We start from the raw sequence: 25,855 nt of genomic DNA, 5'->3' as shown, positions 1-25,855 counted from the left end.
GTTCGCGTCCTTAGTGATCGTGGCTTGCGCCGGATTTTTCTATGTCCTGGCGAATTAGGAAACTCTGCTCAGTCACATAGCGCGTGCCGGGTTTGATTCCACCCAATACTTCGGCGCGCTCGCCGTCACGGTCGCCGAGTTCAAGCATGCGAACTTCGTAGGTCTCGCCGACCTGTGCGAAAACCACGGTAAAGTCCCGAAAACGCTGCAAGCCAGATTCTTTCACCGCCAGCGGCACTTCACGCAAGCCTACCGTTACCTCGGCCGCGACGGTCGTGCCGGGGCGCCAGCGGCCTTCCGGATTTGGAATGCTGGCACGAGCAATGACACTCTGGCCGGCGCCAGCCACCGGCAACAGACTCTCGATCGTCGCTTCGGCTTTGCCCGTGCCTGTGGCCGAGCGAATGAGCACTGACTGCCCTGTCTTCAGGATGTCAGCGTCGGTACCGATGGCACGCAGATCAACCCATACCTTCGACAGGTCGGCCAACTCGAACAGAACACCTGCGTCGGCCACGTCGCCGACGTTGGTGTTGCGAGCCAGTACCACGCTATCAAACGGTGCAACAATGGAGTAAGAACGCAGGCTTTCGTTACTTTCGACTATCGCCAGCGTCTGGCCACGCTGGACTCGTTCGCCCTGCTGTACACTCACGGACCGCACGATGCCGGGGAAACGGGCCCTGACAGCCGCATGGCGGTTGGCATCCAACTCGATGGCGCCCATCAGGTTCACCACATTGCGGATGACGGCCGGCCCCACCGGCTCGACCTTGATGCCGGCATCTTCTGCAATAGCGGCCGGGATGGTGACACGCCCTTCGTATGATTCGTATGACCAGGTAGACGTACTGTTCCCATGCTGAACACTCACTTTGACATCGAACGAATGCGGCTCGGTCACTTCCCCACTGCCTACCAGATAGTCGTTCTCGGACGCGAATGTGAATTGGTTCACTTCCCCGTCCAGGCGGGTAAGCTCAACCGTAGCGACAACCTCGTCAGGCGCGATCGGGTTACCATCACGATAGGCATACAACCGATAGTGCGGAGGCGAATTAGTCTCATAGATGGTGACCTCCAGCGCGAAGCTGCCATCACGCAGCAACCGGCCATTGTGCGGACCGCGCTCGTAGTCTTCATTCGCTTGCACACCAACTGCGTCATCGACACGATTTTCGGCCGGGCTGCAAGCGGCCAACATCAGCAGGCCGAGAAGAAATAGGGAAAACAAGCGTCTCATGGGGTCAGGTCCTCAACGGTGGCGGTGAGGCGCTCGACCTCAACCAGCAAAAGGTGATAGCGGCCGGCTGCTTTGCCCGCGCGCTCGCGCAAGTCAAACAATGTCCTCTGCGCTTGTGCAAGTGAAATGAAAGGGAAACGACCAGCCTCGAAACCGCGGCGAGTGGCGGCCAGCGCACCTTCAGCTTCGGGGATCATGTTCTTGCGCAGGGACTCGACTTCTGTGCGCGTCTGCATCAGTTCTTGGTAGCGCTCGAATAAATCCTGATGACGCTCCAAACGGTCGGCATTGCGGCGCGCCCAATTTGCAGCGAGCTTCGCGTTGGCTTCGGCAACCGCATATCCCGAGCGCGTGCCACTGCCAAGGGGGATCGAGACCGACAGCATCAGAGCATGGTCACGGTATGCCTCCAGGCGGCGCACCCCAAGGTTGACTTCAATATCGGGTTTGGCACTGGCCCGGGCAACGCGGCCGCGTGCGGCAAGCGTCTCGGTTTGCAATCGTGCGGCCTGCAGTTCGGGGGTCATGGACAGACGGGCTGCCAGTGTCTCGAACGGTTCTACTGGCGGCAAAGAATACAGATCGCCCGCGACAGTGTCGAAGTCGGGCGCCGATGCACCCCAACTCGCGGCCAACGCCATTCTGGCACTGGCAAGTTCCTGCATCGCATTCTTGCGATCCAGTTCTGCTTCGGCCAGAGCAATTTCAGCAGCCTGGAGGTCCGATTTCGGGCTACGGGCCGACGCCACTCTAGCCGCGACCTCTTGGCGCGTTTGGCCGGCCAGCCGAATGCGTTCCTCGGCGTATTTTAGTTCCTGCTGCTTGGCCAACACTTTGATAAAGCGCGTCGAGGTGAGACTTGTCAAATCAATCCGTACCGTATCGGTCCGGTGCCTTTGCTCTTTGATTTCGGCCCTGCCGAGCGCCTCACGAGCTTCGCGCTTGCCGCCGAGCTCAATGACCCGGCCGATGCTCAAGGTCGTTTCCGCAGCACTCATGCCGCGCAGGCTGCCTGTACCGGCGAAATTTGTTACTTCGCCGCCTACGACATAGGGCGTTGGCAAGCTCTCGCGATCCGCACGGGCTCGAACAGCTTGAAGCTCGGCCGTTTGTACCGCGATGGCAGGATTAGCGGACAGTGCACGCGTGACCGCCTCTTCCAGCCGCAGGGAATTCGTATCTTGGGCGACAGCCGTGCCGCATAGGCCGGCGAAGCCCCACACCACTAAATGAAATACTTTCATGAAAATCCTCGCCCCAATACAATGGGTGAACAAACAAATTCGTCCGCCGACAGTGCTTCCACGCTTGGTGGAAACATCAAAAAAACCGATTTGCAGTCGGTTTTTTCGCTGTAAGAACCCGCGAATACCGACATACGCCTACTTGGTTAACAAAGCAATGAGTGATTCGGTCAACGCGTGCAGCCAGCCAGTTGAAAGGCTACAAAACGCCAATACTCCAAATCCAAGGGATACCCCTAAGTGAGACACCGACTTGCGTTCGGGCGAAAGCAATGCCTCGACGCGCTCGGCAAGAAAGTCAGAGTAGAAAGCCATCGACAATGAGCCGCGTTCACGAGCATGGTTTCGAAATATCTTCTCTACGGCGACAATGGTTTCGGCCACGGTAATCGGGCAGCCCACCGCATCGGCCGCAGCAAAGTCACAGCGTTGCTCTAGGGCAAGTTCTAGATCACGCAATAATCGGCGGCGAGTGCTTGGTAACTGAATGCTGGACAGTATCACTGAAATCAAGCGGTACAAGACGTCTCGATGAGCAATATGGGCCTGTTCGTGTGCCAGTACGACGCGTAGCTGCGTTGGGTTGAGCGCCTGTGTCAATGAGGACGAAATCAGGATGCTGCCATGTCTAAAGCCGTATGCCAGCGCCACGGGCTGATCAGCATCAAGCACATGCAGTTTGTCTGGGTATCCGGGTTTCCAGCTCAAATGCAACATCGCGGCAAGGGTACGGCGTGCACGCCAAAGGCCCAACACCGCCCGCGACGCCAACCAAGTGCCATACCCAGCCACCAATGCCAGCACTCCCCACAGCCACAGGCTTTGCCCGTTCTCACTGGGATGCCATACGCATAAGTGCCACAAAGAGCTCGCGTGCCGACTGCATACCGCAGCTAATTGATCCGAGCCGCCAAGCACCGATGGCAACGCTATGGTCAGGGTCGCATAGGCAATCCCGGCCAATGCAGGTGTTATCAGCATCCACCAGACTATTCGAGCTCGCTGAACGGGTGTTCTACCCCTGCGCAACCAGCGCAAAGGACGCTCAAAGACGGCATTCAAGAGGGCGAGCGTAAATGCCAGGACGAATCCCGACAGCAATGCAAATTGAAGTATCGGCCACTGACTCGCCATCACGATTCGTCCAATTCGGTGCGGCGCCGTGCAATCATTTCCTCGAGTCGCGTAAGCTGGTCATCATCCGCGCGTGCAGCCAGATCGGCGAAAGCCGATATCAGCACATCCGACTGGGGACCCGCCACTCGACGCACTGTGGACTCAACCAACTGGCCAATCAATTCTTGGCGGGTAAGCTTGGCCGAATACTCATATGCATGGCTAACCTTCTCGCGATGCAGAATCTGCTTGCGAAACAGACGCTCCAGCGCAGACTGCACTGTATTGAGCGTAATCGCGCGTGATCGTCCTACACGCGAATAAACCGTTTTGGCGTCGGATGTACCAAAACGCCAGATATCTTCAAGCGCGGCAATCTCTAGGTCGCCCAACGGCGGCACATCAGCGTTAGTCAACTTGCTGGATTCCAAATGAATTACTGAGGCGTTAAAGTACCACTACAAAAACCGATCGTCAATCGGTTTATTAGGGGTTAGATTTCAATTTTGCCAAGGATAGCCCCTGAGACAAACAGCTTGTCACTGCGCTAACACTTCCAAGAGGGGGCCCTTTGGGATGGAGTCTGCAAGCCGGCGCGCCTCGGCCAGCACCAGGTCGGCACTGGCGAGCTCCAGGCCGGCGGCGCTTTGGACAAGCAAGGTTCCAACGGGCCAGTTGTATGAACGTTCGAATAGCGAGTACTGCATCTGTCTCTCCTGAAGCAACGGGCGGGATTGCCCGCTGCCGCCAGAGATACGGCGCAGCGCAGGATTCCAGGGGCCGAAGCCGGCGACGCCGCAAGCGCGGGCAACGCCGGCGCGCAGCCCTTGAATCCGAGAACGGTGTGGCACACTGACTCGAACAGCGAGCCCGTCCAACTCAACCAAGAGATCATGCGGAGTGTGTACTGGTCCGCTTGTCGGCTTCAGTTAAATCGAAGGCGACAAAGTCCGGCCGAGAATCTGATGAGCGCCACACCACAATGCCAGGTACGATCGCTCTATGATTTTCCCCGCTTCGGATGGGCCACCCGAAGATCCGGCGTCCAAATACCGTGTCACTTCGATGAAGAGTGCGGAAAATCTCTTGGTACGTCCAGACAGGCCTCAGCTGAACCGCCTCAATGCGCTCTTGCAGTCGACCAGGCTGGCGGTCTTCGAAGTTCAAGGCGCTTGCGCTGATGATAACGGCACCACAACGCTGCTCCAGTTCGTCCAGCATCCGTTCGAACGCCGAAAACGACAGCGCATTGATTGTCCGCCTACAGTCGCTCTCTTCGAAAAGCCGAAGGGGCTGGGAAGGATTTGCCATGGATATGCAGGGCATAAGCCGATGCAGAACGACCAATATCCATCGACCAAGAGCTTTCCCGATCATCCGCACTTCTCGTCCACATATATGGCTGGACCATACCTCAGGAGCCTCCTGGATGTATCGGATCACGACCCCCTTATATCGATGTAGAGGTCGGTAAAGTCGACTACGCATCCAGACCGCGACAATGAGGCACAAGCACATGATGATCAGCAGAGAAGGTACGGGCCGATGCATACCCGCCAGCATCAGCCCGATGGCCACCATCCCGCTTATCATTCCAAGCACGATGAATCTGTTCAACCAGTTAATCATGGACCTATCCTTGCTGCGTTTAGCGGCTAAACACGAATGCCAAAGCGGTGATACCTGCGACTGATATACACGGGCCGAAAGGCATCGGCCCAGGTGCGCGGCCGGCCGCACGATGGGCTGCAACCATGCCGCATCCGGCAATGCACGCCCCGATGATGATCCAAGGCAGCATGGCGATACCAAACCAAGCGCCGAGCGCGGCGATCAGCTTGAAGTCACCATAGCCCATGCCATCAATTCCCTTGATGCGTCGATAGGTTAGATTTGCGGACCAAAGAATTAGATATCCGAATACGGCGCCCAACACTGCCTCTCGTAACGGCGTGAGCATCCCATCCAAATTGACGATCAGACCCAACCAGCCCAATGGCAGCGTCAACGAATCAGGCAGGAGCCCGGTTCGAATATCCACCCAGGACAACAGTATCAATGCGGTAACCAGCAAGATGCTGGCTAATGTAAGCCAGGGTATTCCCATCGTTCATCCTTAGTCACAATGTTCGGTTCTGCGTAACCTACGTTCCAATCTACGTGGCCGTGACTGAAGCCAACACTCTTTCAGGACTACTCTTCGCACTTTCTCGAGCTTATACGCCAGCCATAAATTGAAGAGCCCCGTTGTGGCCCCTAGGAAAAAGAGAATTATCCCGATACCGGGACTCGAGGACATCCCTGCCGCTATGGTTATGAGGAACGACACACTAGAACCGAGTGTCGCTCCGCCCAGGGCGGCGTGCAATATGACCCTATTCAATGCCCCACTCCTTATACAGTGGCTTCTGTCCGTTCATCATGACGTTCCTCTCTCTTGTTGTAACTTTGATCGTTTTGCCCTGTCTGCACTCTTAGCAGCTTCGGATTGTGTGGTCAGTCCCCATTCCATTGAGACTTTCTCTCTGGGCGACAACGGAAGGTTTCGCATGCAGAATGCTCATTCCACGAGTTCACCCATACCCAGCCGCTTGAGCAAATCATTGAAGTGATCCCAGTTATGCGCGTCGATCATCAGCTGTACATGACCGCCGCGGCGACCGGGTACGATTTGCACTGATGTAGCCAAACGATCAGACAGGGCCAACTCCATACGTCGCATGTCGCCGCTTCGCTCTTTAGCCTTAGGTGTCGCCTTCTTGGCCGGTTTACGAAGGGCTTTGGCATCGGCACGCGTCACAGGTTTAGCCGCTAAATCCTCTTGCGCAGCCAACAATCGCTCAACAATTTCAGGGTTCTCTTTATGAGCACGCGCCAGCTCATTTGCAACCGTCAAATCCTGAACGTGGCCGGCGTCGAATGCTTCAGCCACAGGATCGGGCAAGTTCAGTAGCGCCACGTGTTGCGAAATGAAGGCTTTGGAGCGATGAAGTTTTGCTGCGATCTCGGCCTGGCTCATCCCTTCGGCCAATCGCGCCCCGATATACTTTGCCAACTCACGAGCAGTCAGACGTTCGTGGTCCAGGTTCTCTTTAACTTGATCAAAGCTAGTAAAGTTCTCGTCAATAAAACCGGGCACCTGGTCCTTTCCGGCTCCCTTGGCCGCCCGAAAACGTCGATGCCCATAATTGATGATGTAGGAGCCAGGTCGATCCGGGTCGGACCTCAAAGACAGTGGAGACTTAATGCCTCGATCCTTCACGCTTTCAGTCAACTCCTCCATCGACAATTGGCCGAAGCCTGGATTGTCTTCCGAGCGCACATTATTGGGATCTTCGCGAATCTTGGCCACATCAAACATCTGCGGCTGACCAGCGCTACCGACCGGCGCATCCAGCATGGAGGCCAGATCTCCCAGACCGGCCAAGTCCAGGCCGGCGGAATGTTTAGCAGCTAAATTTTTCGGATTGGTCATTGTGCAACTCCCATCTTGGTAACGACATAACTGCCCAACGCACGCATCTCGGCGCCGGCGGCGCGTGCCGACGTCTTGCGCAACGTCCACACCGGCACACCTTGAGCTAATGCTTCTGCCACGCTCGAGCGCAGCCCAATGACGAACGGCACCAGTAACGCCTCATGGGCATGCTGAACCTGTGCGAGATGGCCGACCTGGCGCGGATTTCGTCGATCGACGCGGCTGGGCAGGATGCCCAGGAACGATAGCTTTGGATTGCGGCTACGCGCATTCAAGATCGTGCGCATCATGAACTTGATACCCTCGATGGAATAGTCCTCCATCTCGACAGGCGAGATCACGGCGTCGGCCGCATGCAAAGCCGCCGCCAGTGCAATGCCCAGGCCCGGTGCCGTGTCGATGACGCACAGATCGTAGCCCGGGCTTAACGCCTCAAGGTTTGCCACGAACCGCGACAGTGCGGCCTCCAGGGACAAGTAAACGAGGTTTGCCAGCAGCGCATCGGCGCTGATGAGCTCCAACGCCCCACCGCCTTGCCCGGCCGGTTTAGCAGCTAAACTGGCCGGGGGCCCCTCGCTAAACAACTCGCTGGAGGCGATTCCAATGGCTGAATCGGCCAATGTCTTAGACAAGTTGCCCGTATCCAAATCGACAATCAGCACCCGCAAGCCCGCATCCCGGGCGAAAAAAGCAATGTGTGCAGCGCAAGCCGTCTTGCCGACGCCGCCTTTTCCTTGTGCAACTACGAGTGTTTTCAAGGCCTCTCCCCTCATGTAGTTAGCCGTTAGACCTGTCGTCGTCTGGAGCTTCCAGATCTGGCCAAATCGTCTTCCAGTCTTTAGAACGCAGCATCTGGCGAGTGACAATGCGACGAGTTAGTTGTTCAATTCGAACGCAATAGGTGATAGATACAGGCTTACGACCCCAGTACCATTGGTTGACCGTGGTTTCTGTGACGCCAAGAAGGCTGGCGAGTGCGGCCTGTCCTTTCTGCTGGCGCAAACCCTGCTTTCCATCCGGGTCTGACAGAATCTTGGCGATAGTGCAGGCCAATACAATGGGGTAAAAAGCGACTCTCATTTCGCAATTTTAAACCATTGATTTAATTTCTGGGCGAAAAAATGAACAATTGCTTCAAGATCAGCTTTGGTGGTTAGATTGCGCGGTGCTATACGGCAAAGACCTCGCACTCGCTATCGAGCGCGCAATCGAAATAAAAATCGACAAGGGTAAGATCAAGTCGAGGACGGATGTCGCCCACGAGTTTGGTGTTTCGCCTCAAGCAATTCGCGGCTGGGTACGCACGGGATCAATTGGCAAGGAAAGGCTGCCGAAACTGTGGGAATATTTTTCCGACGTAGTAGGCCCTGAGCATTGGGGATTTTCTCCAGAGGTTATTACTTTCCTTGCCAAAACGCTGCCCAGCGAAGTTTCATCGCTCTCATCAAATAGTTGGCCATTTCGAATCACCCGATTCGAAGATGTACTGCGTCTTAATCAAGAACAAATCAATCAGTTGGATCTGATCATGTCGGCGTATTTGTTGGGGGTTCAAAGTAATGCCCGAAAAAGTGATGACCCCGACACGCAAGTCGCATAAGCCTCATCTTCGCCTGGTACACCATAACAAGAACCCAAAACGATCGGAGCGACGAGCTCGCGTTTGCGTCATAAGATCCTTTTTGACAAAGCACATGTAACGAAACAAGGCGTTTATTGCTTAATCCTACCAACATTTTAAAACATTAGTTCATCGATGCTTGCTATTTTTAAATCATTGGTTTAAACTTGCGATTAAGCAATTCAGATTGCTTGACGCTCTTTAATCTAACGAAGCGATAAAGACCGCACCCGCCGTTGCACGGCCCAAGGTGCGGCAGCCCATTCATTGCCTCCCGGCTGGAAGTAAAAGGGAGGAAATCCAGAAGGCCGCTGAGGCCGTGTTGACCGCAATGTTCCCTGGGGATAGGGGAAGTAGTCTTGCTGTCATGCTGGGGAGCCAGGCATACCTGGCCGCCTGCATGCCCGTGAGGGCACCTAATTTGCCCGCGGTGGCGTCGTAACCGCGGTGCTGGCAGCGGGGAAGTACCGCACCTTTAACACTGTCTGGTGGCCGGCATCGCCGGGACCAGCATCAGCACGGTGTTATGGGGATCAAAGCACCCTGCCCCCGTCGCGGTATCTCGGCGGGCAGGTTTAAAGGCCTCGGATGAGGCCGCTTTGGCAAGCATCCGTGTTGGGTGCTTACTGAAGCGAGGATGACATGGAGCAATTCCGGATGGAATCACAACTTCAGGGCATTATGGACCACTACGGCTGCGACCAAGAGGACGCGATCAAGTACCTGGATTTGCGCGAAGAAGGATATAGCCAATACCAAGCTGCTGTGATGGCTGGCATCCGCGACCCAGATTATTAATCGCCACGGCCGGGGTCCGGCCCCAGCCTCAAATACCCGGGGCACTTTTTCAGGGCAAGAACATGAGCGAACTTACAGCACAGGCGGTATTTGACAAGGCGTTTGAGCCTGGTCGTTCCCCGCGCAGCGAGGCGTACAAGCTAGGCGTCCTGAATTGCCTGCGAGCACGAATTGACGGTGCGCAATACCCCCCTTGCCCGTACAACCTTGGCACTGTCGAGGCTGACGCGTATTTCGCCGGCTTCGATGCAGGGCGTGAGCTGGCGCCGATCCGACGCGACGTCGGAGCCGTCGCTCCGGACTACAACATACGGTGACTGTCTTACCGTTTATAATTGAACCATCACGCAATTGTGATTCTCATCCGGAGATTGCATATGCAAAAGGCACCTTCCACCCTCAACGCAACAGAGATTGTGGAAAACGCAATTGCAAACCAGCGCTTGGAAGGTCTGCAGCTGGACGCCACCACTGTTAAAGACTTACACCAAGTCAGCCAGAGAAAACTGGCTGTGCCTGAAGCAATCGCGCACATAAAAGAACGTCTTGCCGGCGGCGACTTCCGCTCTTTGGAAGTACACACGGCCTTCGAGAAGGGCTGACCAGCACCTCTAACAACCCGGTTATCACGTCATGAATAAGTATTCGGAACACCCGAGTGATCCGTACTTTGACGCGACACACGGGATATTGCGTAATCGACTGAACATCACGGATGCTGCCGAGCTAGAGCGCGTCGAAGCTGCGCTCGTCGCAGTTCGATCTGTCGAGCTCGCCCTCGATCCGGTCAAGGGTTGCTTTGACTTAAAGCACCTCCAGCAAATTCATCATCGCTTGTTCAGCGACGTCTATGACTGGGCCGGACAAATTCGAACAGTCGATGTGTCTAAAGGCAGTACTCGATTCGCGCACCACGCTCATATTGAGTCCTATGCGCCACAGATCACTGAGCTACTGGCTCGTGAAAGGCATCTACAAGGACTCTCTCCTGCAGATTTTAGCGAACGAGCGGGCCATTATCTGGGCGAACTTAATGTCCTACATCCATTTCGGGAAGGAAACGGCCGAAGTCTACGAGAGTTTATCAATCAGCTCTCACATCAAGCTGGTTATCACATCAGTTGGCAAGGCATAGACAAAGAAGCCAATATCCAGGCAAGCATTGCAGCCTTCCAGGGTGACTCCTCCCAGCTTGCCAGACTGATTAGTGCCAACCTGGTGGATTACGACAGACAACGAGCAATCGATCTAGCACGAGACGATGTCGGTGCGGACTCAAGGATTGTGGCCGCACAAGAAAACCAGGCCTACACAGGGCGCATTCTCGGTCTCACTGATCGGTACGTGATCCAAGCATTGCCGTCTCCATCAAAGGATGTCGTCTTGCACGAGCGTCGCACACTTTCAGCATCTGCGTCGCTATTGCCTGGCCAAGTCGTCCGCGTTGCCTACCCCCACGGCAGAGTTGGTTTGGTGACCGAGCCAGCTCAAAACGACTTGAATATTCAGCGAACTATGGATCGTGGCTTCGAGCGCTAAGGCAGCCCAATGCACTACGCCATCATGTTGCTATAGCTTCGCGGCGAAAGTTTAGCGGCTAAACACTAGGAATCAAAAATGGTTTAAGCACTGGCATGCCGCATAGGCGATCAGCATATTGAACGAAGCGGGAGCCATCAACGGTTGGGGCCGCTTCGTTGCCCGCTACCGCGGCTGGTGTCGCTGAGCCACACCAAGAAGTCTAGGCCGACGACGATGATGCTATCGCGGGTCGGTTTAGTTGCAGAACGTCTCGGACACGGAGAAACTCATGGGCATCAAAGATCTGGCTGCGACTATTTCCAAGTTTTGGCTCCGGCCAAGCCGAGACACTAGCCACTTGGAGCAATCCTCACCGTCAACGGTTAGTTCCCTAAGTTCGCAACAGTCGCTGGACAAGAATGAGCCACTTGGAAGGGAGATTGCTCCATTCGGTGGACCGGAAGACCACTTTGAGCGGCTTGTTGCTAACTGGAGCGGCACGTCAGTGCGAGACTTAGTAGATAGCAATTACCAATTGATTTGCGACCTTTACCCAAAAGAGCTCATGTCTGAACGGCTTCAACTTACTGTACCTGATGAATATCGAGGAGAGGTCTACGCAGCAAAAAGCGAGCACCCCAACGCGGTGATAGCCATGTCGAATTCTCTGGCTTCAATAACACGCGGCGCCTCTATCATAGCTATAGACGAATCAGGCGAAGCGCTTGTCAATCTATACACCTGCTTCGATTACGAAGATGCGGAAGACATGAACTACAAGTTCATGCCGAGAGAGGAAGCTTTTGAGCTCATCGACAATTATCGCTTAAGCCATGCGATTTCTGGTTTCGAACAAAGACTGTTGCCGGCCGACTTCGACTACGCGTCTTTATCAAGACCGCTTGAACATGTCGATCTAGCTCAATATCTAGATGGGGAATTTGAAAAGCTTCAGAGTGTGCCAGGACAAACGTACCGAGGCGTTATTGTAGAAGCGTCGAATGGTACTCTGGTTCAGGATATCGGTGCTGCATATCGAGTCGCCCATGACGATGCACGCCTGGTGGGCCTTGGGCCGGATTCATTGGTCGGAAGAGAAGTCGAAATCAGATATTCCCACGGTCAAATAGGTATAGTGCAAGAGGTTCATGAAAGCCTAGGGCATCACATGAAGGGCCCCGACCGCAACGAGTACGGACTATGACACCCGTCGCCACAGAGTCAACAAAGCCGGTTTGGTATCGAGCGTCTGATATAACAGGATAGGTGCGATGTATCTCATTACACATGTCTAAGATTGTGGAAGGTCATGAAGCCGGAACCAACCTTCGGCTTGAATGGGAACACCAACAAGGTCAAAGTAGCGAGTTTGATCAATATTTCGGACGGCATCATAGGTCTGAACCTATTGTGGCAGGCCGTTCGCTTTTGCCAAAGCGAGATCGGAGCTCCCGTGGTTGGCCAACTTATGGCCGTCACACACGCGATATTGAGTTCGCACCAAGTTCCAGACACAGCAGTGTCCGATACAGAGCATCTTTATTAGGCTCTTCAAGATCTCGCTCTTCGCATTCGGCGTCGGCATATGGGTGGGCGTTGGAGCGATTGTTTCGCTGCTTACCGCACTTATTGCACGCATATTTGAAGTTGGCTTTCAGCAAACATCAACTAATTCAAGCGCTAGCCGAGGCACCCAGTTGTGTGAACAAGATCAAATACCGTGACAGGTCAAAGGCTCCTGTCCACTGCCAAGAGCAAGGACCATGATGAACCAAATAGATCCGGATGTAGAAGACATCCGTGAACTCAACCTCTCATACCTGATACTCGCTCAACGAATGCTACGTACCAACTTCGCAAGGGGCATGTATAGGCTGGGGCTGGAGGAAGACGCGGCGACCATCCTCGCAGGTTTCTCGCTGCCGCAAGTTATGAAGCTTGCCAGCACTCAGGTTCTGCTTTGCAGTTTCAGGCTTAACGACTTTCAGTTGCTATCAGCGCTGGATCACAGCGGCTTGGATGGCTCACTACTTTCCACGCATGCGTCGGTAATCCTTTCTAACTTGACGTCCACGATCGAAGCACCTCCTTCCTTGCATAGCGATATGCATCTCCGATGCCGAACAGTTTAGGGATTAAACGCCACATGAAAAAATATTCTCTTAAAGATGTAATCTTCGTCGCAGCCGTCGCGAGCAGCTTGTTTGGGTCCTCGCTAGCGTGTGCAGCCGTGTCAATGCCCCAGGAAGTTGGCGGACACCCGGGCCAGGTAACCCAGCAGTACACGATTCATACGCAATTGCTCAAGGAAGGCGTGTCAATACACCAAGCACAGATGCTAGCGCTGGCCGGAGTCGCGAGCCCTTACGAAAAACGCGAGCATATTCATTTTTCCACGGCGCCCTTGACCACAGGCTTCGGCTTTTCCATCACTTGCAGTCCTGATTCCTCTACGGACTCCGACAAGATCGCCTGCACGGTTAACGGAGACGTAGCTGAAGCCACTCAGTTCCATGAGCAATCCGCGAAATCGCTGACCGAAGAGAATGGCGTAACGTTCAATCCGCCCAGCGTTACGAGCCACTACTGGAGTTGGCCCATACTGGTGAGCAACGGGGAAGAATTCGTGCTCAAAGCGAACCCGTACGAATTCAGAATGACGGTGCGAAAGAGCTAAGTAGAACAGGATTATGTTGCTGCATTCCTTGCGCCGTTCCCCATCCTGACTCCAGAACACGTACTGGCTGAGATCTGCCAGGTAAGCCAGGGCGCGGAAGTCAATGCCAAGCAGTTCTCGATCCCGGGTGACTGTGAGTCTTCAAATACAGTCAAAGCTCGATACCCAAAAAGGGTAGCGGTTAACCGAACCTACACCCCAATCATTATTCTCCAGGGTCTAGCCAATGAAGGACTTCAAAACCTACACGGTCGAGATAGAATTGGGCGACCAGGTGAAGCAGTACAGCCCTCAATTTCAGCAAGAAGAGCAGTACGCCTTCTCGTGGAAGCGAGTCCTGACTATGGCCCATGGAAAGGGGATAGTGCGCTGTCTCTGTCCTGGCACAGGCGAGCGACGTCTCTCAATTCACTGCCGCCAGAACACAGATAGCTTTCACCTGGCCCGCTTTCCTGACACGGGCCCCGAGCACAGCGAGAACTGCGCTTACTTCGGTGCTGATCCGAACGCCTCAGGTCTGGGCAGCTACAAGCGCGGAGTAGTCGAAGAGTTAGATGACGGCAATACCAAGATCAAATTGAAGGTCGGGTTGCAACAGCGGCTCACTAAAGCCCCTGAGGGAGCTGAAGCGGCAACGCCCAAATTGCCAGTGGCAGCGACACGAGCGAGTTCTAGCCAATCGAGTATGACTTTGCTGGGCCTCTTGCATTATTTATGGACCGAGGCTGCTCTTAATACCTGGTCGCCAGCAATGAAGGGCAAGCGTAACTTGGGTGTAGTGCATTATCACCTGATGACCGTGGCGATGAAAGTATATGCAGGACGGATCAAACTGGCCCAGAACCTCCTCATCGGAACTTCCAATGATAGCGGGCAGCAGGCCAAGCTGAACCATGCCAAGGCTCTTGCCGCTCATCAGGAAAGACGCCGGCTCATTGTCGTGGCGCCCTTGACCACTCACCGAGAAGGACTGGACGGAGCGTCCACCTTGCCCATAGCGGGCTTTCATGGCATACCGTATTTGACCATGTCCGACGAGCTTTGGGACACCACAAGACGGCGCTATGCGCGTGAGATTGGCGCGTGGGCCGGTAAAGACCCTGTGATAGCGATCATTCAGACTTCCCCGCCCAAGGCTAGCAGTGCCCTGCAGGCGGAGGTCATGGATCTCGGGCTCATGTGGATGACTCGCGACTGGATTCCTGTCGATTCGGGCTTCGAAGTAATCGTAGCTGACGAGCTTGTTGCACAAGGCAGGCGATTCGAGAAGCCGTTGCGCTTTGATAGCCAAGACGCCGTCTTTCCGGACTTCTGGCTGAAAGATCGCGGTGCCCCACTTCCAATGGAAGTATGGGGCATGTCGACACCTGAATACCAAACACGAAAACGGAATAAGGTCGCTCATTACAACAGCACCTATGGCCCGGGCAACTGGTGGTCCTGGAATGGAGTTTCTGGAGATCCGTTGCCCGAGCTGCCCACTCATCTCTGAATTGATCCATGGAGTATTAGATGAATGTAAGTCTCGGAGAAAGGTTGCGCGAGGTAGCGCAGAATTGGGGCCTGCTCGATTTTGCTGAGGGCCCTATTGCTCTGACTATTGCCATGTTTGTTTTGCCGTGTTTCTTCATCTGTCTCGCTTGGCTGTGCCACGAGCTGTTCTCAGCCGGCCAAGCCAAACCGTATAGCACGCAAGAGCGAAAAAATAGCGCATTACGAGACCACCCGCTAGTTCGTGATTCTCTGCCAACAAAAGGTGTCCGCGACTCGCTGGCAAACGAGTGATAAAAAAGATGCCTCCGCGCCACTGAATCTGGGCTTGGCAAGCCGCGGATAGGGCCCAACGACGGTCACTCGCCACCTGACGCCGGAGACGTAACCGGCACCATCTGCCGTCCTAGCGTCCTGAATGGAGTCCTTTATGTCCGTACTACCTACCGAACTTTGCGTGGGTGGATTCAACCCGCACGTTACCTGGAGTTTGGTTCCCCTGGCCTCGGGAGACCGGGGGCTACATGATTAAACGTTGTTTCAACACTGAGGAAACCAGAGCGTACCTTGGTGTCCGCCGTCACTTCTTCGACAAACACATAGCGCCCGAGTTAAAAGGGCTAGGCATAAGAGCGGGAACGGCCATCGTCTATGAACGCAAGGACATCGACAGAGTGTGGAATCGTTATAAACTATCAGCCGGTAGTGAGCGTGCCAGTAAAGGAACACAAAAATGGGACGTTCAAAAACGAGCGGGATCTACCCGTCCACGCGCTACCCGGGAGAATACGAGGTCGACGCGCTGTATCGAGGCCAACGAATTCGAAAATGTGGTTTCAGCTCTAAAAAAGAGGCAGAAGACTTCCTCATAGAGGAGAAGCAACAAATTCAAGCCCAAACAACCAAAGGGCAGCGCCCTAAAGTCTTGTTAGTCAAAGCCGCGGCTCGCTACATCAAGGAGCAGGCAGCCGCTAACAAGTCCTCATGGGTGAACGATGCTTCGATGCTGAAACCACTTCTGGAAAGCCATAGCTCTTTAACACTTGATGAAATCTGCGATGAAGCTTTAAAGGATTTTGTCGATGCGCGCCGTGCCGAAGGTCTGAAAGGCCGTACCATCAATGCCACCTTAGAACTTGTGCGCACAATCTGCATTCGCGCCTCCACGACATGGAAGTTCAAGAACAAGGTTACCTGGCTAGATAGGCCGCCACAGATCACGTTCGTCGATGAATCCGATAGCAGGCCACCACGGCCACTTGGCTGGGCTGAGCAGGACGATAAATTGATGCCGAAATTGAAGCCGCACATAAAGAAGGCGGTTTTATTCAAGCTCAACTCAGGGGTTCGAGAGAAAGTAGTTTGCAATCTGCGCTGGAAGTGGGAAGTCCGCATAGAAATCAGACCGGAGCTCACGATATCCGCGTTCGTAATCCCACGTAGGTACGTTAAAGGACGAAAGTATGAGCGAGTGGTTTTTTGTAATTCTGTCGCTCAGCAAGTAGTCGACGAACAGCGCGGGTTACATCCAACTCGTGTATTCTGCTGGCCCAAGCCAATAGGCGACGGTCAAGTCGAATATGAGCCATTCGAGCATATCAATAACACAAGCTGGCAAAATTCTGTCGCAGAAGCCGGCTTAGGCGATTTGCGAGTCCATGACTTGCGCCACACCGTCGGCATGCGTTTGCGCGCTGCGGGGGTCCCAAAACGCACTCAGGACACAATCCTGTGGCATGTCTCCGGCGATATGGGAGATCACTATGCCATCGCTCAAATTCGCGAAGTGTACGATGCCCTGGAGTTGATCACACGTCCACAAGACAGTTTTGAATCAATTGACCTGCACGCACTCATCAGACAAACCAGAATGGAGGCATTCACCGCAGATTTACCGCAGCAAGACTTAGCGCCTTGCAAAAAAACCCGCAAAGCCGCTTGAATATTGGTCGGGGCGACATGATTCGAACATGCGACCCTCTGGTCCCAAACCAGATGCGCTACCAGACTGCGCTACGCCCCGATAAAGACGGCCATTCTAGCATGAATGGCAAGCCGTTCCGGCGCGGCCGCAAGCCTCGCGGCGATCAGCCGAAACGGCCGGTGATGTAGTCTTCGGTCTCCTTGCGCGCCGGCTTGACGAAGATGCTGTCGGTCTCGCCGAACTCCATGAGCTCGCCCAGGTACATATAGGCGGTGTAGTCGGAGCAGCGGGCCGCCTGCTGCATGTTGTGCGTCACGATGACCACGGTGTAGTCGGTCTTGAGTTCGGTGATGAGCTCTTCGATCTTGGCGGTGGAAATCGGGTCCAGGGCCGAGCAGGGCTCGTCCAGCAGCAGCACTTCGGGCTTGATGGCCACGCCCCGCGCAATGCACAGGCGCTGCTGCTGCCCGCCCGACAGGCCGTTGCCGCTCTGGCCGAGCTTGTCCTTGACCTCGTTCCACAGCGCCGCCTTGGTCAGGGCCCACTCGACGCGCTCGTCCATCTCGCCCTTGCTGAGCCTTTCGAACAGGCGCACGCCGAAGGCGATGTTGTCGTAGATGCTCATGGGGAAAGGCGTGGGTTTCTGGAACACCATGCCCACCTTGGCCCGGATGAGGGAGATGTCCATCTTGGACGTCAGCAGGTTCTCGCCGTCCAGGTTGATCTCGCCCTCGGCGCGCTGGCCGGGGTACAGCTCGTACATGCGGTTGAAGGTGCGCAGCAGCGTCGATTTGCCGCAACCCGAGGGGCCGATGAAAGCCGTGACCTTGTTCTCGCGGATGGACATGTTGACGTTGTGGATGGCCTGGTACTTGCCATAGTAGAAGTTCAGGTTCTTGACTTCAAGCTTGACGCGTTCATTGGTCTGAGCGGTGTTCATGGTCGGTTCCCGGGCGGGCGAAAGACGCCCGCCGCTGTTTATTTACTTGCGAAAGAGAGAGCGGGCGGCGATGTTGATGCCGAGCACGAGCAGCGTGATCAGTACGGCGCCTGCCCAGGCCAGATGGTTCCAGTCCTCGAACGGGCTGGCCGCGTACTGGAAGATCACGACAGGAAGGTTGGCGATCGGCGCGCTCATGTTCCAGGACATGAACTGGTTGTTCAGCGCTGTGAACAGCAGGGGCGCCGTCTCGCCCGATATGCGCGCGACGGCAAGCAGGATGCCGGTGATGATGCCCGACATCGCAGCCCGATAGCAGATCATGGTGATGATGCGCCACTGCGGGCAGCCCAGGGCCGCGGCGGCCTCGCGCAGGCTGTTGGGCACCAGGGAAAGCATGTTGTCCGTGGCGCGCACGACGACCGGGATGACCAGGATGGCCAGCGCGAACGAGCCCGCCCAGCCGGAATAGTGTCCCACCTGGGCCACGTACACGGCGTAGATGAACAGGCCGATCACGATCGAGGGCGCCGACAGCAGCACGTCGTTCAGGAAGCGCGTGGCGGGCGCAAGCCAGCCGCGCCGGCCGTACTCGGCCAGGAAGGTTCCGGCCAGGATGCCGATGGGCGTGCCGATGAGGGTGCCCACGGCCGCCATCATCACGCTGCCCACGATGGCGTTCATGAGGCCGCCCATCTGCCCCGGGGGGGGTGTGGCCTCGGTGAGCAGGGAGAACGAAAGCGCCCCGCCCCCCTTGATGATCAGGGTCAGGATGATCCAGAAAAGCCAGAACAGGCCGAACACGAGCGCGGCGAACGACAGCCCCAGCATGAGCCGGTTGGTGCGCTGGCGCTTTTTGTAGACCTTGTTGTCGAGAGAGACGATGGAGTCGGATGTGAACATGATGCGCCTACCGCGAGGTTCCTTCGTTTTTGGCCAGGCGCTGCAACAGCACCTTGGAGAAAGCCAGCACGACTGTCGTGATCAGGAAGAGGATCAGGCCCAGCTCGAGCAGCGCCGATTTTTGCATGCCGCCCGCCTCGTTGAACTCGTTCGCCAGCGCCGAGGCAATGGAATTGGAGGGCGAGAAGATGGAGGTCGGCAGGTTGAACGCGTTGCCGATGACGAAGGTGACCGCCATGGTCTCGCCCAGGGCGCGCCCCAGCCCCAGCATGATGCCCCCGATCACGCCGTGCTTGGTGTAGGGCAGCACGACTTTCCAGATGACTTCCCACGTGGTGCCGCCGAGCCCGTACGCAGATTCCTTGAGCATGGGCGGCACGAGCTCGAACACATCGCGCATTACCGCGGTGATGAAAGGTATCACCATGATCGACAGGATGAGACCGGCGGTGAACACGCCTATGCCGAAAGGCGGGCCGGAAAACACCTGGCTCAGCACGGGTATGCCCGAAAAAGCCTGGATCAGGTAGGGCTGTATGTACTGCTGGAATATGGGCACGAACACGAACAGGCCCCACATCCCGTAAATAATGGAGGGAATGGCCGCCAGCATCTCGATGGCGGTTCCCAGCGGGCGCCGCAGCCATATCGGCGATAGTTCGGTCAGGAACATCGCGATGCCGAAAGACACCGGCACGGCGATGAACAGCGCAATGAAGGACGACAGCACGGTACCCACGATGGGCACCAGGGCACCGTAATTGTGCGTTACCGGGTTCCAGTCGTTGGTCCAGAGGAATGAAATCCCGAATTCGGAAATGGACTCGCGGCTGCCATAGATCAGCGAGATCATGATGGCGGCAAGCAGAATGAACACCAGAAAGGCGAACGTTCGCGTCATATTCTTGAATATGACGTCCATCAGGGCATTTTGGTTTTTCTTCATGACTGCTCGTGCTTGCGGTTCGCGGCGGCCTGGATTGGATTCACGCGATTACCTCGTCGGAAGGGCTGAATACGCAATTTTTACACAACAAAGACGATGCCATGGGACACGGCATCGTCTTTGCAGGGGCCGACCAGGGCCAGACCCCGATTGTAACGATTACTTCCAGACCGCAGAACCGTCGGCGCCCTTGATGTCGGAGGCCCAGGCGGCGCGGATTTGATCGGTGACCGAATCAGGCATCGGCACGTAGTCGAGCTCGGCCGCCATCTCGCCGCCATTCTTGAAGGCCCAGTCGAAGAAAGAGAGGACTTCCTTGCCGTTGGCGGGTTTGGCCTGCTCTTTGTGCACCAGGATGAAAGAAGCCGCCGTCACGGGCCAGGACTCGGCGCCCGGCTCGTTGGTCAGCACCACGCCCATGCCGGGAGCGCTGTTCCAGTCGGCGTTGGCGGCCGCAGCGGCGAACGCTTCTTGAGTGGGCTGGACGAACTTGCCGTCCTGGTTCTTGAGCTGGGACCAGGAAAGCTGGTTCTGCTTGGCGTAGGCGTATTCGACGTAGCCGATGGAGTTCTTCAGCTGGCGCACGTAGGCGGCGACGCCCTCGTTGCCCTTGCCGCCCTGGCCGGTGGGCCACTTGACGGCCTTGCCTTCGCCGACCGTTTCCTTCCAGGCGGGCGACACCTTGGACAGGTAGTTGGTCCAGCCGAAGGTCGTGCCCGAGCCGTCGGAGCGGTGGACCACGACGATGTCGGCGCTGGGCAGCTTCAGGTCGGGGTTCATTTCCTTGATGGCCGGATCGTCCCACTTCTTGATCTTGGCCAGGAAGATGTCGGCCACGACGGGGCCGGACAGCTTCAGCTCGCCGGGCTTGACGCCGTCGATATTGACCACGGGCACCGTGCCGCCCACGATGGCCGGGAACTGGAACAGATTGTTCTTTTCGAGGTCGGCGGCCTTCATGGGGTCGTCAGAGGCGCCGAAATCGACCGTCTTGGCGATGATCTGCTGCTGGCCGCCGCCCGAGCCGATCGACTGGTAGTTGATGCGGTTGCCGGTTTCCTGCTGGTACTGGGCAGCCCACTTCGCGTAGATGGGATAGGGGAACGACGCGCCGGCGCCGGTGATGTCGACCGCCTGGGCGGCCAGGGAAGCGGCACCGAAGGCGATACCGACCGCGGCTTGCAATATTACGCGTTTGAACATCGAACAATCCTCTTGATTTTCAGGTCAATAAACAGGCGGTTACCTGCACGGACTGAATGTTAAACAGTGAATATGACAGGTTAATGACATGCCGGCGGCCGGCCCGCAAGCGCTGTTCCCGCTATTGCATGAGCTGCTTCTGGATGTTGAAGGGCTTGCCCCGGCCGCGCACCTTGACGTAGCCGCCGTCGGGCAAGGCGCGCCAGGCCAGTTGATTATCCCGTAAGGCGAACATGAAGGCTTCTTTTATTACACGTTTTTTCAACGCGGGATCATTGACGGGGGAGCCCAGTTCGACGCGCCTGAAGAAATTGCGGTCCATCCAGTCGGCCGATGAAAGGTAGACGAGCTCTTCTCCGCCAGCGTAGAAATAGAAAACACGCGAATGCTCGAGGAACCTGCCCACGATGGAGCGCAGGCGTATGTTCGACGACAGCCCCGGCACGCCCGCCCTGAGGGCGCAGGCTCCCCGGACGATCAGGTCGATGCGCACGCCCGCCTGGCTCGCCTTGTAGAGCTCTTCGATGATGGTGGGTTCGAGCAGGGAGTTCATCTTGGCCATGACACGGGCCTTTTTGCCCGCCGCCGCGGCTTCCGCTTCGCGGCGTATGAGAGCGACCATGGTGTCATGCAGAGTGAACGGCGACTGCAGCAGGGCCTTCAGCGCAGGTTTCTCGCCCAGGCCGGTCAAGAGCGAAAACACCTTGTCCATGTCCGCGCATATGGTCTGGTCCGACGTAAGCAGGCCGAAATCGGTATAGAGCCGGGCCGTGCGCGAATGGTAGTTGCCCGTGCCCAGGTGGCCGTAGCGCCGGATGCGGCCGTTTTCGCGGCGCAGGACCAGCGCCATCTTGGCGTGGGTCTTGTGCCCCACCACCCCGTAGCTGACGTGAGCGCCGACTTCTTCGAGCTTGGCCGCCCAGCCGATATTGGTCTGTTCGTCGAAGCGCGCCATCAGCTCGACGATGACGGTGACCTCTTTGCCCGCCCTGGCCGCCGACAGCAGCAGGCTCATCAGCTCGGAGTCTTCGCCGGTGCGGTAGATGGTCTGCTTGATGGCCACCACGGCGGGGTCCCTGGCGGCGGCCGCCAGAAAGGCCAGCACGGGCTCGAAGGACTGGTAGGGATGATGCAGCAGATGGTCGCGTTCGGCGATGGCCTCGAACAGCGCCTCGGGGTCGTCCGCCACCATGTCGAACGGGGCCGGCACGCGCGGCCGGTACTCCGGAAACAGCAGGTCGGGGCGGTCGATGGCGTTGCACAGCTGCATCAGCCGCGAAAGATTGACCGGCCCGTCGACGCGATACGTGTCCTGGGGCTGCAGGGCGAATTCCTGCTGCAGGTAGCGCTCGAGGTGCTCGGGCATTTCGTGGTCGATCTCGAGCCTGACCGCGGCCCCGAAATTGCGCTGCGACAGCTCGCCCTGCAAGGCCAAGCGCAGATTGGTGATTTCTTCTTCGTCGACGAAGAGGTCGCTGTTGCGGGTGACCCGCCATTGGTAGCAGCCCTTGACCTCGAGCCCGCGAAACAACTCGCCCACGAACTCGCTGATGAGAGAGGTGAGCATGATGTAGCCGTGTTCGACGCCGGAGATGTCGGACGGCACCTGCATGACCCGCGGCAGGGCCCGGGGCGCCTGCACGATGGCGATGGACGCCCTGCGTCCGAACGCATCGATGCCGGACAGGGCGACGATGAAATTGAGGCTTTTGTTGTATACGCGCGGAAACGGGTGGGCGGGGTCCAGCCCTATGGGCGTGAGCATGGGCATGACGTCGCGCATGAACGTGGCTTTGGCCCAGGCGCGCTGGGCTTCGTCCCACTCGTCCGGATCCAGTATGACGATGCCTTCCAGCGCCATCAGCGGCAGCACCTCTCGGTTCAGCAGATGATGCTGGCGCTCGATGAGCGCGTGCGTGGCCTCTTGCACCTGTTCGAACGCCTCGGCCGGCGTATAGCCGTCCTCGCCGGTGATGTTGGCGTGCTGCGCCAGCTGCTCTTTAAGGCTGGAAATCCGTATTTCGAAGAACTCGTCCAGATTGGAGCTGACGATGCACAGGTAGCGCAGGCGCTCGAGCAGCGGCGTGTCGGGGTACTCTGCCATGGCCAGTACCCTTTCATTGAACTTGAGCAGGGACAGCTCGCGATTGAGCAACTTGGGCGTGGCGGACGAGTACTCGGAAGACATGCGGAATTTACCTGTTATTGGATACCCGGGCGTTTTACTGCAGTTTTTTTACACTATCATGACAGCGGGCCCGAACGGCCGCAAGCAGCGAGAAACGCCTGCCCGGCGCGAACACGATGATTTCGTCTTTATAATCTCGTGAACCGGTCTCAACATAGCCATCATGGATTATCTTCTCGCCGCCGTCGACCTCGGCTCGAACAGCTTTCGGCTCTCCATCGGACGCGTCGAACAGAACAACGGCAAAGCCCAGATCTACGCCGTCGACAGGCTGAAAGAGTCGGTCCAGCTGGCCGCCGGGCTGGATGCGCACCAGAACCTCAACGCCGCGGCGGTCGAACGCGCCCTGGCGGTGCTCAAGCGCTATGGCGAGCGCCTCGAAGGCTTCCATCCCAATCGCGTGCGCGCCGTGGCCACCAACACCTTTCGCGTCGCACGCAACGTCGCGGAAATTCTGCCGCGCGCCGAGGCGGCGCTGGGTTTTCCCATCGAAGTCATCTCGGGCGCCGAAGAAGCCCGCCTCATTTATTCGGGCGTGGCCAACGAACTGGCGCCCTCGTCCGACAAGCGGCTGGTCATCGACATCGGCGGCGGCTCCACCGAAGTCATTCTGGGCCAAAGCTTCGACCCCTTGCACCTGGCTTCGCTCGGCATGGGCTGCGTCAGCTTCAGCCGGCGCTACTTTCCCGACGGCCGGGTCACGGCCCAACGCATGGAGCAGGCGCAGATCGCGGCGCGCGGCGAGCTTCAGGGCATCGCGCGCCGATACCGCAAAACCGGCTGGAAGCAGGCCTACGGTTCGTCGGGCACCGCCAAAGGTTTGCTTGCCATCCTGGCCGAAGGCGGCATGTCCCGCAAGGGCATCACCCTGGAAGGCATGGAAAAGCTGCAGACCAAGCTCATCAAGGACGGCAAGGTCGTCATGCAGAACCTGCCCGGCATCAAGGCCGCTCGGGCGCCCGTGCTTCCGGGCGGGCTGGCCATTATGATGGCGGCCTTTCAAGAGCTGAAGATCGACGTCATGCTGCCCGGAGAAGGTGCGCTGCGGGTGGGCGTGCTGTACGATCTGCTGGGCCGCGACTCCGAGCACGACAAGCGCGACGAAACCGTGACGCTGTATCAGAAACGCTATCACGTGGACACCAAGCAGGCAGAGCGCGTGCGCGCCATCGCCCTGCAGCTGTTCGGGCAGCTGGGCGCCGCCGGCGACGACGAGGTCGCCCAGGCGCTGGGCTGGGCGGCCAGCCTGCACGAGGTGGGGCTGTCCATCACCCAGGCCAACTACCATCGGCACAGCGCCTATATTCTTCAGCACGCCGACATGCCGGGCTTTTCGAACGACGATCAGGCGGTGCTGGCATGGCTTGCCAACAATCTGCAGGGCAAGCTCAACAAGAAAGGCGGCTACCCGGCCACGCCGCTGCAATGGCAGGCGCTGCTATGCCTGCGTCTGGCGACCCTGCTGTGCCGCCGTCGCGAAGACCTCGACTCGCTGCCGCTGTCGCTCGAGATCAAAGACAGCACCATCAAGACCAAGGTGCTGAAGTCGTGGCTGGCCACCCATGCCTTGTCGGAGTACTCGCTGCAACGCGAAGCCTGCGAATGGAACAAGACAGACTTCAATTTCAAGCTGATCGAGCACTGACCCGGGTGCGTGAAAGCCCCGCAACCTTTCGCGACACGGCGGAAGCGCCGTGCGAAGCCCGCTCCTCGGGCCGACCGGTCAGCGGGGATGGCCCGCCCTTTTAGCACTGCAGTCGCTAATCGAGCCCGAAGTGCTTGCGATAGCGGGGTTCCACCCGGGCGATGTCGAGCAGCACGGGGAAGTCGGCGGTGTTGAAATCGGGGTCCCAGGCGGGTTCGCCGCAAATGGAGGCGCCCAGCGCGAGATAGCCCTTGATGAGCGGCGGCACACGAGCGGGAAGCTCGCTGTTGAGACGCTCGACCGGATAGCGGTGGCGCGGCGTGACGTGGGGCACTTCGGGGTGGGCGGCCATGCTCTTCTTGGCGGCGCGCCAGACCTCGGCGGCCGTGACGCCGTCGTCGCGCAGGCTGACGCTGGCGCAGCCCAGAACATATTGATAGCCGCCCTGCTGCATGAGGGCCGCGATGCCCGACCACAGCAGCATGATGACCGACCCCTTGCGGTAGTCGGCATGGATGCACGAACGGCCCACTTCGGCCAGCGACGAGCGTATGCCGTCGAGCGCGGAGATGTCGAACTCGGATTCAGAATAATAGCCGCCCGCCTTGATGGCGTTGGCGGGAGTGAGCAGGCGGTAGGTGCCCACCACGCGGCCGCTACCTGCCTCGGTGACCATGAAGTGCTCGCACCAGGGGTCGAAGCGGTCGGAGTCGAGCCCGTCGACCGCGTCGGGAAACACGGCGTTCATTTCTTTGGTGAAGACATCGTAACGCAGGCGTTGAATGGCCTCGAGCTCTTCGTTGGTGCGCGCCAAACCGAGCACCAGGCCCCCGGTCGAATGCTCTGACCAGGTGGCTCCGACTTCTGGTTCGTCGTTGACTCGCGCAAGCTCTAGCATAGATATCACTCCACAGACA

General features: G+C 57.3%; 27 protein-coding genes and 1 tRNA gene. 11 read left to right on the top strand and 17 right to left on the bottom strand.

All coding sequences use genetic code 11. From position 1 onward, the window contains the following. Window positions 1-10 precede the first annotated feature (10 nt). The 10 genes from CSC67_RS07655 to CSC67_RS07615 form a co-directional block, all read right to left on the bottom strand. Window positions 11-1,243 (bottom strand): efflux RND transporter periplasmic adaptor subunit, encoded by a 1,233-nt coding sequence (locus tag CSC67_RS07655; RefSeq protein ID WP_118993934.1) that lies wholly within the window; start codon window positions 1,241-1,243, stop codon window positions 11-13. Then, a complete protein-coding gene (locus CSC67_RS07650; protein ID WP_118994335.1) occupies window positions 1,240-2,487 on the bottom strand; it encodes a TolC family protein in 1,248 nt (415 codons plus the stop codon). The genes CSC67_RS07655 and CSC67_RS07650 overlap by 4 nt, the downstream gene beginning before the upstream one ends. 138 nt (window positions 2,488-2,625) lie before the next feature. After that, the gene (locus tag CSC67_RS07645; protein WP_118993933.1) at window positions 2,626-3,621 is read right to left on the bottom strand and encodes a M56 family metallopeptidase; all 996 of its coding nucleotides are present in this window, start codon (window positions 3,619-3,621) and stop codon (window positions 2,626-2,628) included. Then, window positions 3,621-4,019 carry a BlaI/MecI/CopY family transcriptional regulator gene (locus CSC67_RS07640; RefSeq protein ID WP_118993932.1) on the bottom strand — a complete coding sequence of 133 codons (399 nt, stop codon included), beginning with the start codon at window positions 4,017-4,019 and terminating at the stop codon, window positions 3,621-3,623. Before CSC67_RS07640 ends, CSC67_RS07645 begins: the two co-directional genes overlap by 1 nt. A gap of 123 nt (window positions 4,020-4,142) precedes the next feature. Continuing rightward, complete coding sequence (locus CSC67_RS21325) at window positions 4,143-4,310, bottom strand: hypothetical protein (RefSeq protein WP_167752797.1); 168 nt, start codon at window positions 4,308-4,310, stop codon at window positions 4,143-4,145. Window positions 4,311-4,494: 184 nt separating this feature from the next. Further along, the gene (locus CSC67_RS07635) at window positions 4,495-5,232 is read right to left on the bottom strand and encodes a hypothetical protein (protein ID WP_118993931.1); all 738 of its coding nucleotides are present in this window, start codon (window positions 5,230-5,232) and stop codon (window positions 4,495-4,497) included. 19 nt (window positions 5,233-5,251) lie between these two features. Continuing rightward, window positions 5,252-5,710, bottom strand: coding sequence for a prepilin peptidase (locus CSC67_RS07630; RefSeq protein WP_118993930.1), 459 nt, complete (start codon window positions 5,708-5,710; stop codon window positions 5,252-5,254). A gap of 453 nt (window positions 5,711-6,163) precedes the next feature. Continuing rightward, entirely contained in the window at window positions 6,164-7,078 is a 915-nt protein-coding gene (locus CSC67_RS07625) for a ParB/RepB/Spo0J family partition protein (protein ID WP_118993929.1), read from the bottom strand. After that, on the bottom strand, window positions 7,075-7,839 hold the full coding sequence (locus tag CSC67_RS07620) for a ParA family protein (protein WP_118994334.1): 765 nt from the start codon (window positions 7,837-7,839) through the stop codon (window positions 7,075-7,077). Before CSC67_RS07620 ends, CSC67_RS07625 begins: the two co-directional genes overlap by 4 nt. Before the next feature lie 19 nt (window positions 7,840-7,858). Continuing rightward, a complete protein-coding gene (locus CSC67_RS07615) occupies window positions 7,859-8,161 on the bottom strand; it encodes a transcriptional regulator (RefSeq protein ID WP_118993928.1) in 303 nt (100 codons plus the stop codon). A 49-nt stretch (window positions 8,162-8,210) separates the two neighbouring features. Here CSC67_RS07615 and CSC67_RS07610 point away from each other — a divergent pair, with 49 nt between their 5' ends. From CSC67_RS07610 to CSC67_RS07570, 10 genes are all read left to right on the top strand, one after another. Beyond that, window positions 8,211-8,681: a hypothetical protein gene (locus CSC67_RS07610; RefSeq protein ID WP_118993927.1), complete on the top strand. Its 471-nt coding sequence runs from the start codon at window positions 8,211-8,213 to the stop codon at window positions 8,679-8,681. A gap of 678 nt (window positions 8,682-9,359) precedes the next feature. Continuing rightward, entirely contained in the window at window positions 9,360-9,500 is a 141-nt protein-coding gene (locus CSC67_RS21320) for a hypothetical protein (RefSeq protein WP_167752796.1), read from the top strand. Window positions 9,501-9,562: 62 nt separating this feature from the next. Then, a complete protein-coding gene (locus CSC67_RS07605) occupies window positions 9,563-9,817 on the top strand; it encodes a hypothetical protein (RefSeq protein ID WP_209304292.1) in 255 nt (84 codons plus the stop codon). Between the two features lie 60 nt (window positions 9,818-9,877). After that, window positions 9,878-10,102 carry an antitoxin VbhA family protein gene (locus CSC67_RS07600; RefSeq protein WP_118993926.1) on the top strand — a complete coding sequence of 75 codons (225 nt, stop codon included), beginning with the start codon at window positions 9,878-9,880 and terminating at the stop codon, window positions 10,100-10,102. A gap of 31 nt (window positions 10,103-10,133) precedes the next feature. Beyond that, window positions 10,134-11,039 (top strand): Fic/DOC family protein, encoded by a 906-nt coding sequence (locus CSC67_RS07595; protein WP_118993925.1) that lies wholly within the window; start codon window positions 10,134-10,136, stop codon window positions 11,037-11,039. Between the two features lie 271 nt (window positions 11,040-11,310). Then, entirely contained in the window at window positions 11,311-12,225 is a 915-nt protein-coding gene (locus CSC67_RS07590) for a KfrB domain-containing protein (protein ID WP_118993924.1), read from the top strand. Between the two features lie 562 nt (window positions 12,226-12,787). After that, on the top strand, window positions 12,788-13,153 hold the full coding sequence (flhD, locus tag CSC67_RS07585) for a flagellar transcriptional regulator FlhD (protein WP_118994333.1): 366 nt from the start codon (window positions 12,788-12,790) through the stop codon (window positions 13,151-13,153). 14 nt (window positions 13,154-13,167) lie between these two features. After that, a complete protein-coding gene (locus CSC67_RS07580; RefSeq protein WP_135227441.1) occupies window positions 13,168-13,698 on the top strand; it encodes a hypothetical protein in 531 nt (176 codons plus the stop codon). Window positions 13,699-13,924: 226 nt separating this feature from the next. Then, window positions 13,925-15,190 (top strand): DUF1173 family protein, encoded by a 1,266-nt coding sequence (locus tag CSC67_RS07575; protein WP_118993922.1) that lies wholly within the window; start codon window positions 13,925-13,927, stop codon window positions 15,188-15,190. 732 nt (window positions 15,191-15,922) lie between these two features. Then, window positions 15,923-17,131, top strand: coding sequence for a tyrosine-type recombinase/integrase (locus CSC67_RS07570; protein WP_118993921.1), 1,209 nt, complete (start codon window positions 15,923-15,925; stop codon window positions 17,129-17,131). A 4-nt stretch (window positions 17,132-17,135) separates the two neighbouring features. Here the strand turns inward: CSC67_RS07570 and CSC67_RS07565 are convergent. The 6 genes from CSC67_RS07565 to ppk1 form a co-directional block, all read right to left on the bottom strand. Then, window positions 17,136-17,212, bottom strand: a tRNA-Pro gene (locus tag CSC67_RS07565). A gap of 64 nt (window positions 17,213-17,276) precedes the next feature. Then, window positions 17,277-18,053: a phosphate ABC transporter ATP-binding protein PstB gene (gene pstB / locus CSC67_RS07560; protein WP_118993920.1), complete on the bottom strand. Its 777-nt coding sequence runs from the start codon at window positions 18,051-18,053 to the stop codon at window positions 17,277-17,279. A gap of 42 nt (window positions 18,054-18,095) precedes the next feature. Continuing rightward, a complete protein-coding gene (gene pstA, locus CSC67_RS07555; RefSeq protein WP_118993919.1) occupies window positions 18,096-18,956 on the bottom strand; it encodes a phosphate ABC transporter permease PstA in 861 nt (286 codons plus the stop codon). 7 nt (window positions 18,957-18,963) lie between these two features. After that, window positions 18,964-19,902, bottom strand: a complete 939-nt coding sequence (gene pstC / locus CSC67_RS07550; RefSeq protein ID WP_118993918.1) for a phosphate ABC transporter permease subunit PstC — start codon at window positions 19,900-19,902, stop codon at window positions 18,964-18,966. 159 nt (window positions 19,903-20,061) lie between these two features. Then, window positions 20,062-21,105 (bottom strand): phosphate ABC transporter substrate-binding protein PstS, encoded by a 1,044-nt coding sequence (pstS, locus tag CSC67_RS07545; protein WP_118993917.1) that lies wholly within the window; start codon window positions 21,103-21,105, stop codon window positions 20,062-20,064. Window positions 21,106-21,226: 121 nt separating this feature from the next. Then, entirely contained in the window at window positions 21,227-23,293 is a 2,067-nt protein-coding gene (gene ppk1 / locus CSC67_RS07540) for a polyphosphate kinase 1 (protein WP_118993916.1), read from the bottom strand. Between the two features lie 163 nt (window positions 23,294-23,456). On the opposite strand from ppk1, the gene CSC67_RS07535 reads away from it, so the two are divergent. Then, a complete protein-coding gene (locus CSC67_RS07535; protein WP_118993915.1) occupies window positions 23,457-24,938 on the top strand; it encodes a Ppx/GppA phosphatase family protein in 1,482 nt (493 codons plus the stop codon). A 115-nt stretch (window positions 24,939-25,053) separates the two neighbouring features. On the opposite strand, the gene CSC67_RS07530 is transcribed toward CSC67_RS07535, so the two are convergent. Next, window positions 25,054-25,836, bottom strand: coding sequence for a GNAT family N-acetyltransferase (locus CSC67_RS07530; RefSeq protein ID WP_118993914.1), 783 nt, complete (start codon window positions 25,834-25,836; stop codon window positions 25,054-25,056). Between the last annotated feature and the right edge of the window lie 19 nt (window positions 25,837-25,855).

Origin of the sequence: Pusillimonas caeni (assembly GCF_003545815.1) — a bacterium.
Taxonomy (GTDB): Bacteria; Pseudomonadota; Gammaproteobacteria; order Burkholderiales; family Burkholderiaceae_B; genus Pusillimonas; species Pusillimonas caeni.
This window is presented reverse-complemented; position numbering and strand designations above follow the sequence as displayed.

Coding starts and splice junctions, on each gene's coding strand:
- CSC67_RS07655 (WP_118993934.1), bottom strand. CDS start 1,243: ATGAGACGCTTGTTTTCCCTATTTCTTCTCGGCCTGCTGATGTTGGCC.
- CSC67_RS07650 (WP_118994335.1), bottom strand. CDS start 2,487: ATGAAAGTATTTCATTTAGTGGTGTGGGGCTTCGCCGGCCTATGCGGC.
- CSC67_RS07645 (WP_118993933.1), bottom strand. CDS start 3,621: ATGGCGAGTCAGTGGCCGATACTTCAATTTGCATTGCTGTCGGGATTC.
- CSC67_RS21325 (WP_167752797.1), bottom strand. CDS start 4,310: ATGCAGTACTCGCTATTCGAACGTTCATACAACTGGCCCGTTGGAACC.
- CSC67_RS07635 (WP_118993931.1), bottom strand. CDS start 5,232: ATGATTAACTGGTTGAACAGATTCATCGTGCTTGGAATGATAAGCGGG.
- CSC67_RS07630 (WP_118993930.1), bottom strand. CDS start 5,710: ATGGGAATACCCTGGCTTACATTAGCCAGCATCTTGCTGGTTACCGCA.
- CSC67_RS07625 (WP_118993929.1), bottom strand. CDS start 7,078: ATGACCAATCCGAAAAATTTAGCTGCTAAACATTCCGCCGGCCTGGAC.
- CSC67_RS07615 (WP_118993928.1), bottom strand. CDS start 8,161: ATGAGAGTCGCTTTTTACCCCATTGTATTGGCCTGCACTATCGCCAAG.
- CSC67_RS21320 (WP_167752796.1), top strand. CDS start 9,360: ATGGAATCACAACTTCAGGGCATTATGGACCACTACGGCTGCGACCAA.
- CSC67_RS07605 (WP_209304292.1), top strand. CDS start 9,563: ATGAGCGAACTTACAGCACAGGCGGTATTTGACAAGGCGTTTGAGCCT.
- CSC67_RS07600 (WP_118993926.1), top strand. CDS start 9,878: ATGCAAAAGGCACCTTCCACCCTCAACGCAACAGAGATTGTGGAAAAC.
- CSC67_RS07595 (WP_118993925.1), top strand. CDS start 10,134: ATGAATAAGTATTCGGAACACCCGAGTGATCCGTACTTTGACGCGACA.
- CSC67_RS07590 (WP_118993924.1), top strand. CDS start 11,311: ATGGGCATCAAAGATCTGGCTGCGACTATTTCCAAGTTTTGGCTCCGG.
- flhD (WP_118994333.1), top strand. CDS start 12,788: ATGAACCAAATAGATCCGGATGTAGAAGACATCCGTGAACTCAACCTC.
- CSC67_RS07580 (WP_135227441.1), top strand. CDS start 13,168: ATGAAAAAATATTCTCTTAAAGATGTAATCTTCGTCGCAGCCGTCGCG.
- CSC67_RS07575 (WP_118993922.1), top strand. CDS start 13,925: ATGAAGGACTTCAAAACCTACACGGTCGAGATAGAATTGGGCGACCAG.
- CSC67_RS07570 (WP_118993921.1), top strand. CDS start 15,923: ATGGGACGTTCAAAAACGAGCGGGATCTACCCGTCCACGCGCTACCCG.
- pstB (WP_118993920.1), bottom strand. CDS start 18,053: ATGAACACCGCTCAGACCAATGAACGCGTCAAGCTTGAAGTCAAGAAC.
- pstA (WP_118993919.1), bottom strand. CDS start 18,956: ATGTTCACATCCGACTCCATCGTCTCTCTCGACAACAAGGTCTACAAA.
- pstC (WP_118993918.1), bottom strand. CDS start 19,902: ATGAAGAAAAACCAAAATGCCCTGATGGACGTCATATTCAAGAATATG.
- pstS (WP_118993917.1), bottom strand. CDS start 21,105: ATGTTCAAACGCGTAATATTGCAAGCCGCGGTCGGTATCGCCTTCGGT.
- ppk1 (WP_118993916.1), bottom strand. CDS start 23,293: ATGTCTTCCGAGTACTCGTCCGCCACGCCCAAGTTGCTCAATCGCGAG.
- CSC67_RS07535 (WP_118993915.1), top strand. CDS start 23,457: ATGGATTATCTTCTCGCCGCCGTCGACCTCGGCTCGAACAGCTTTCGG.
- CSC67_RS07530 (WP_118993914.1), bottom strand. CDS start 25,836: ATGCTAGAGCTTGCGCGAGTCAACGACGAACCAGAAGTCGGAGCCACC.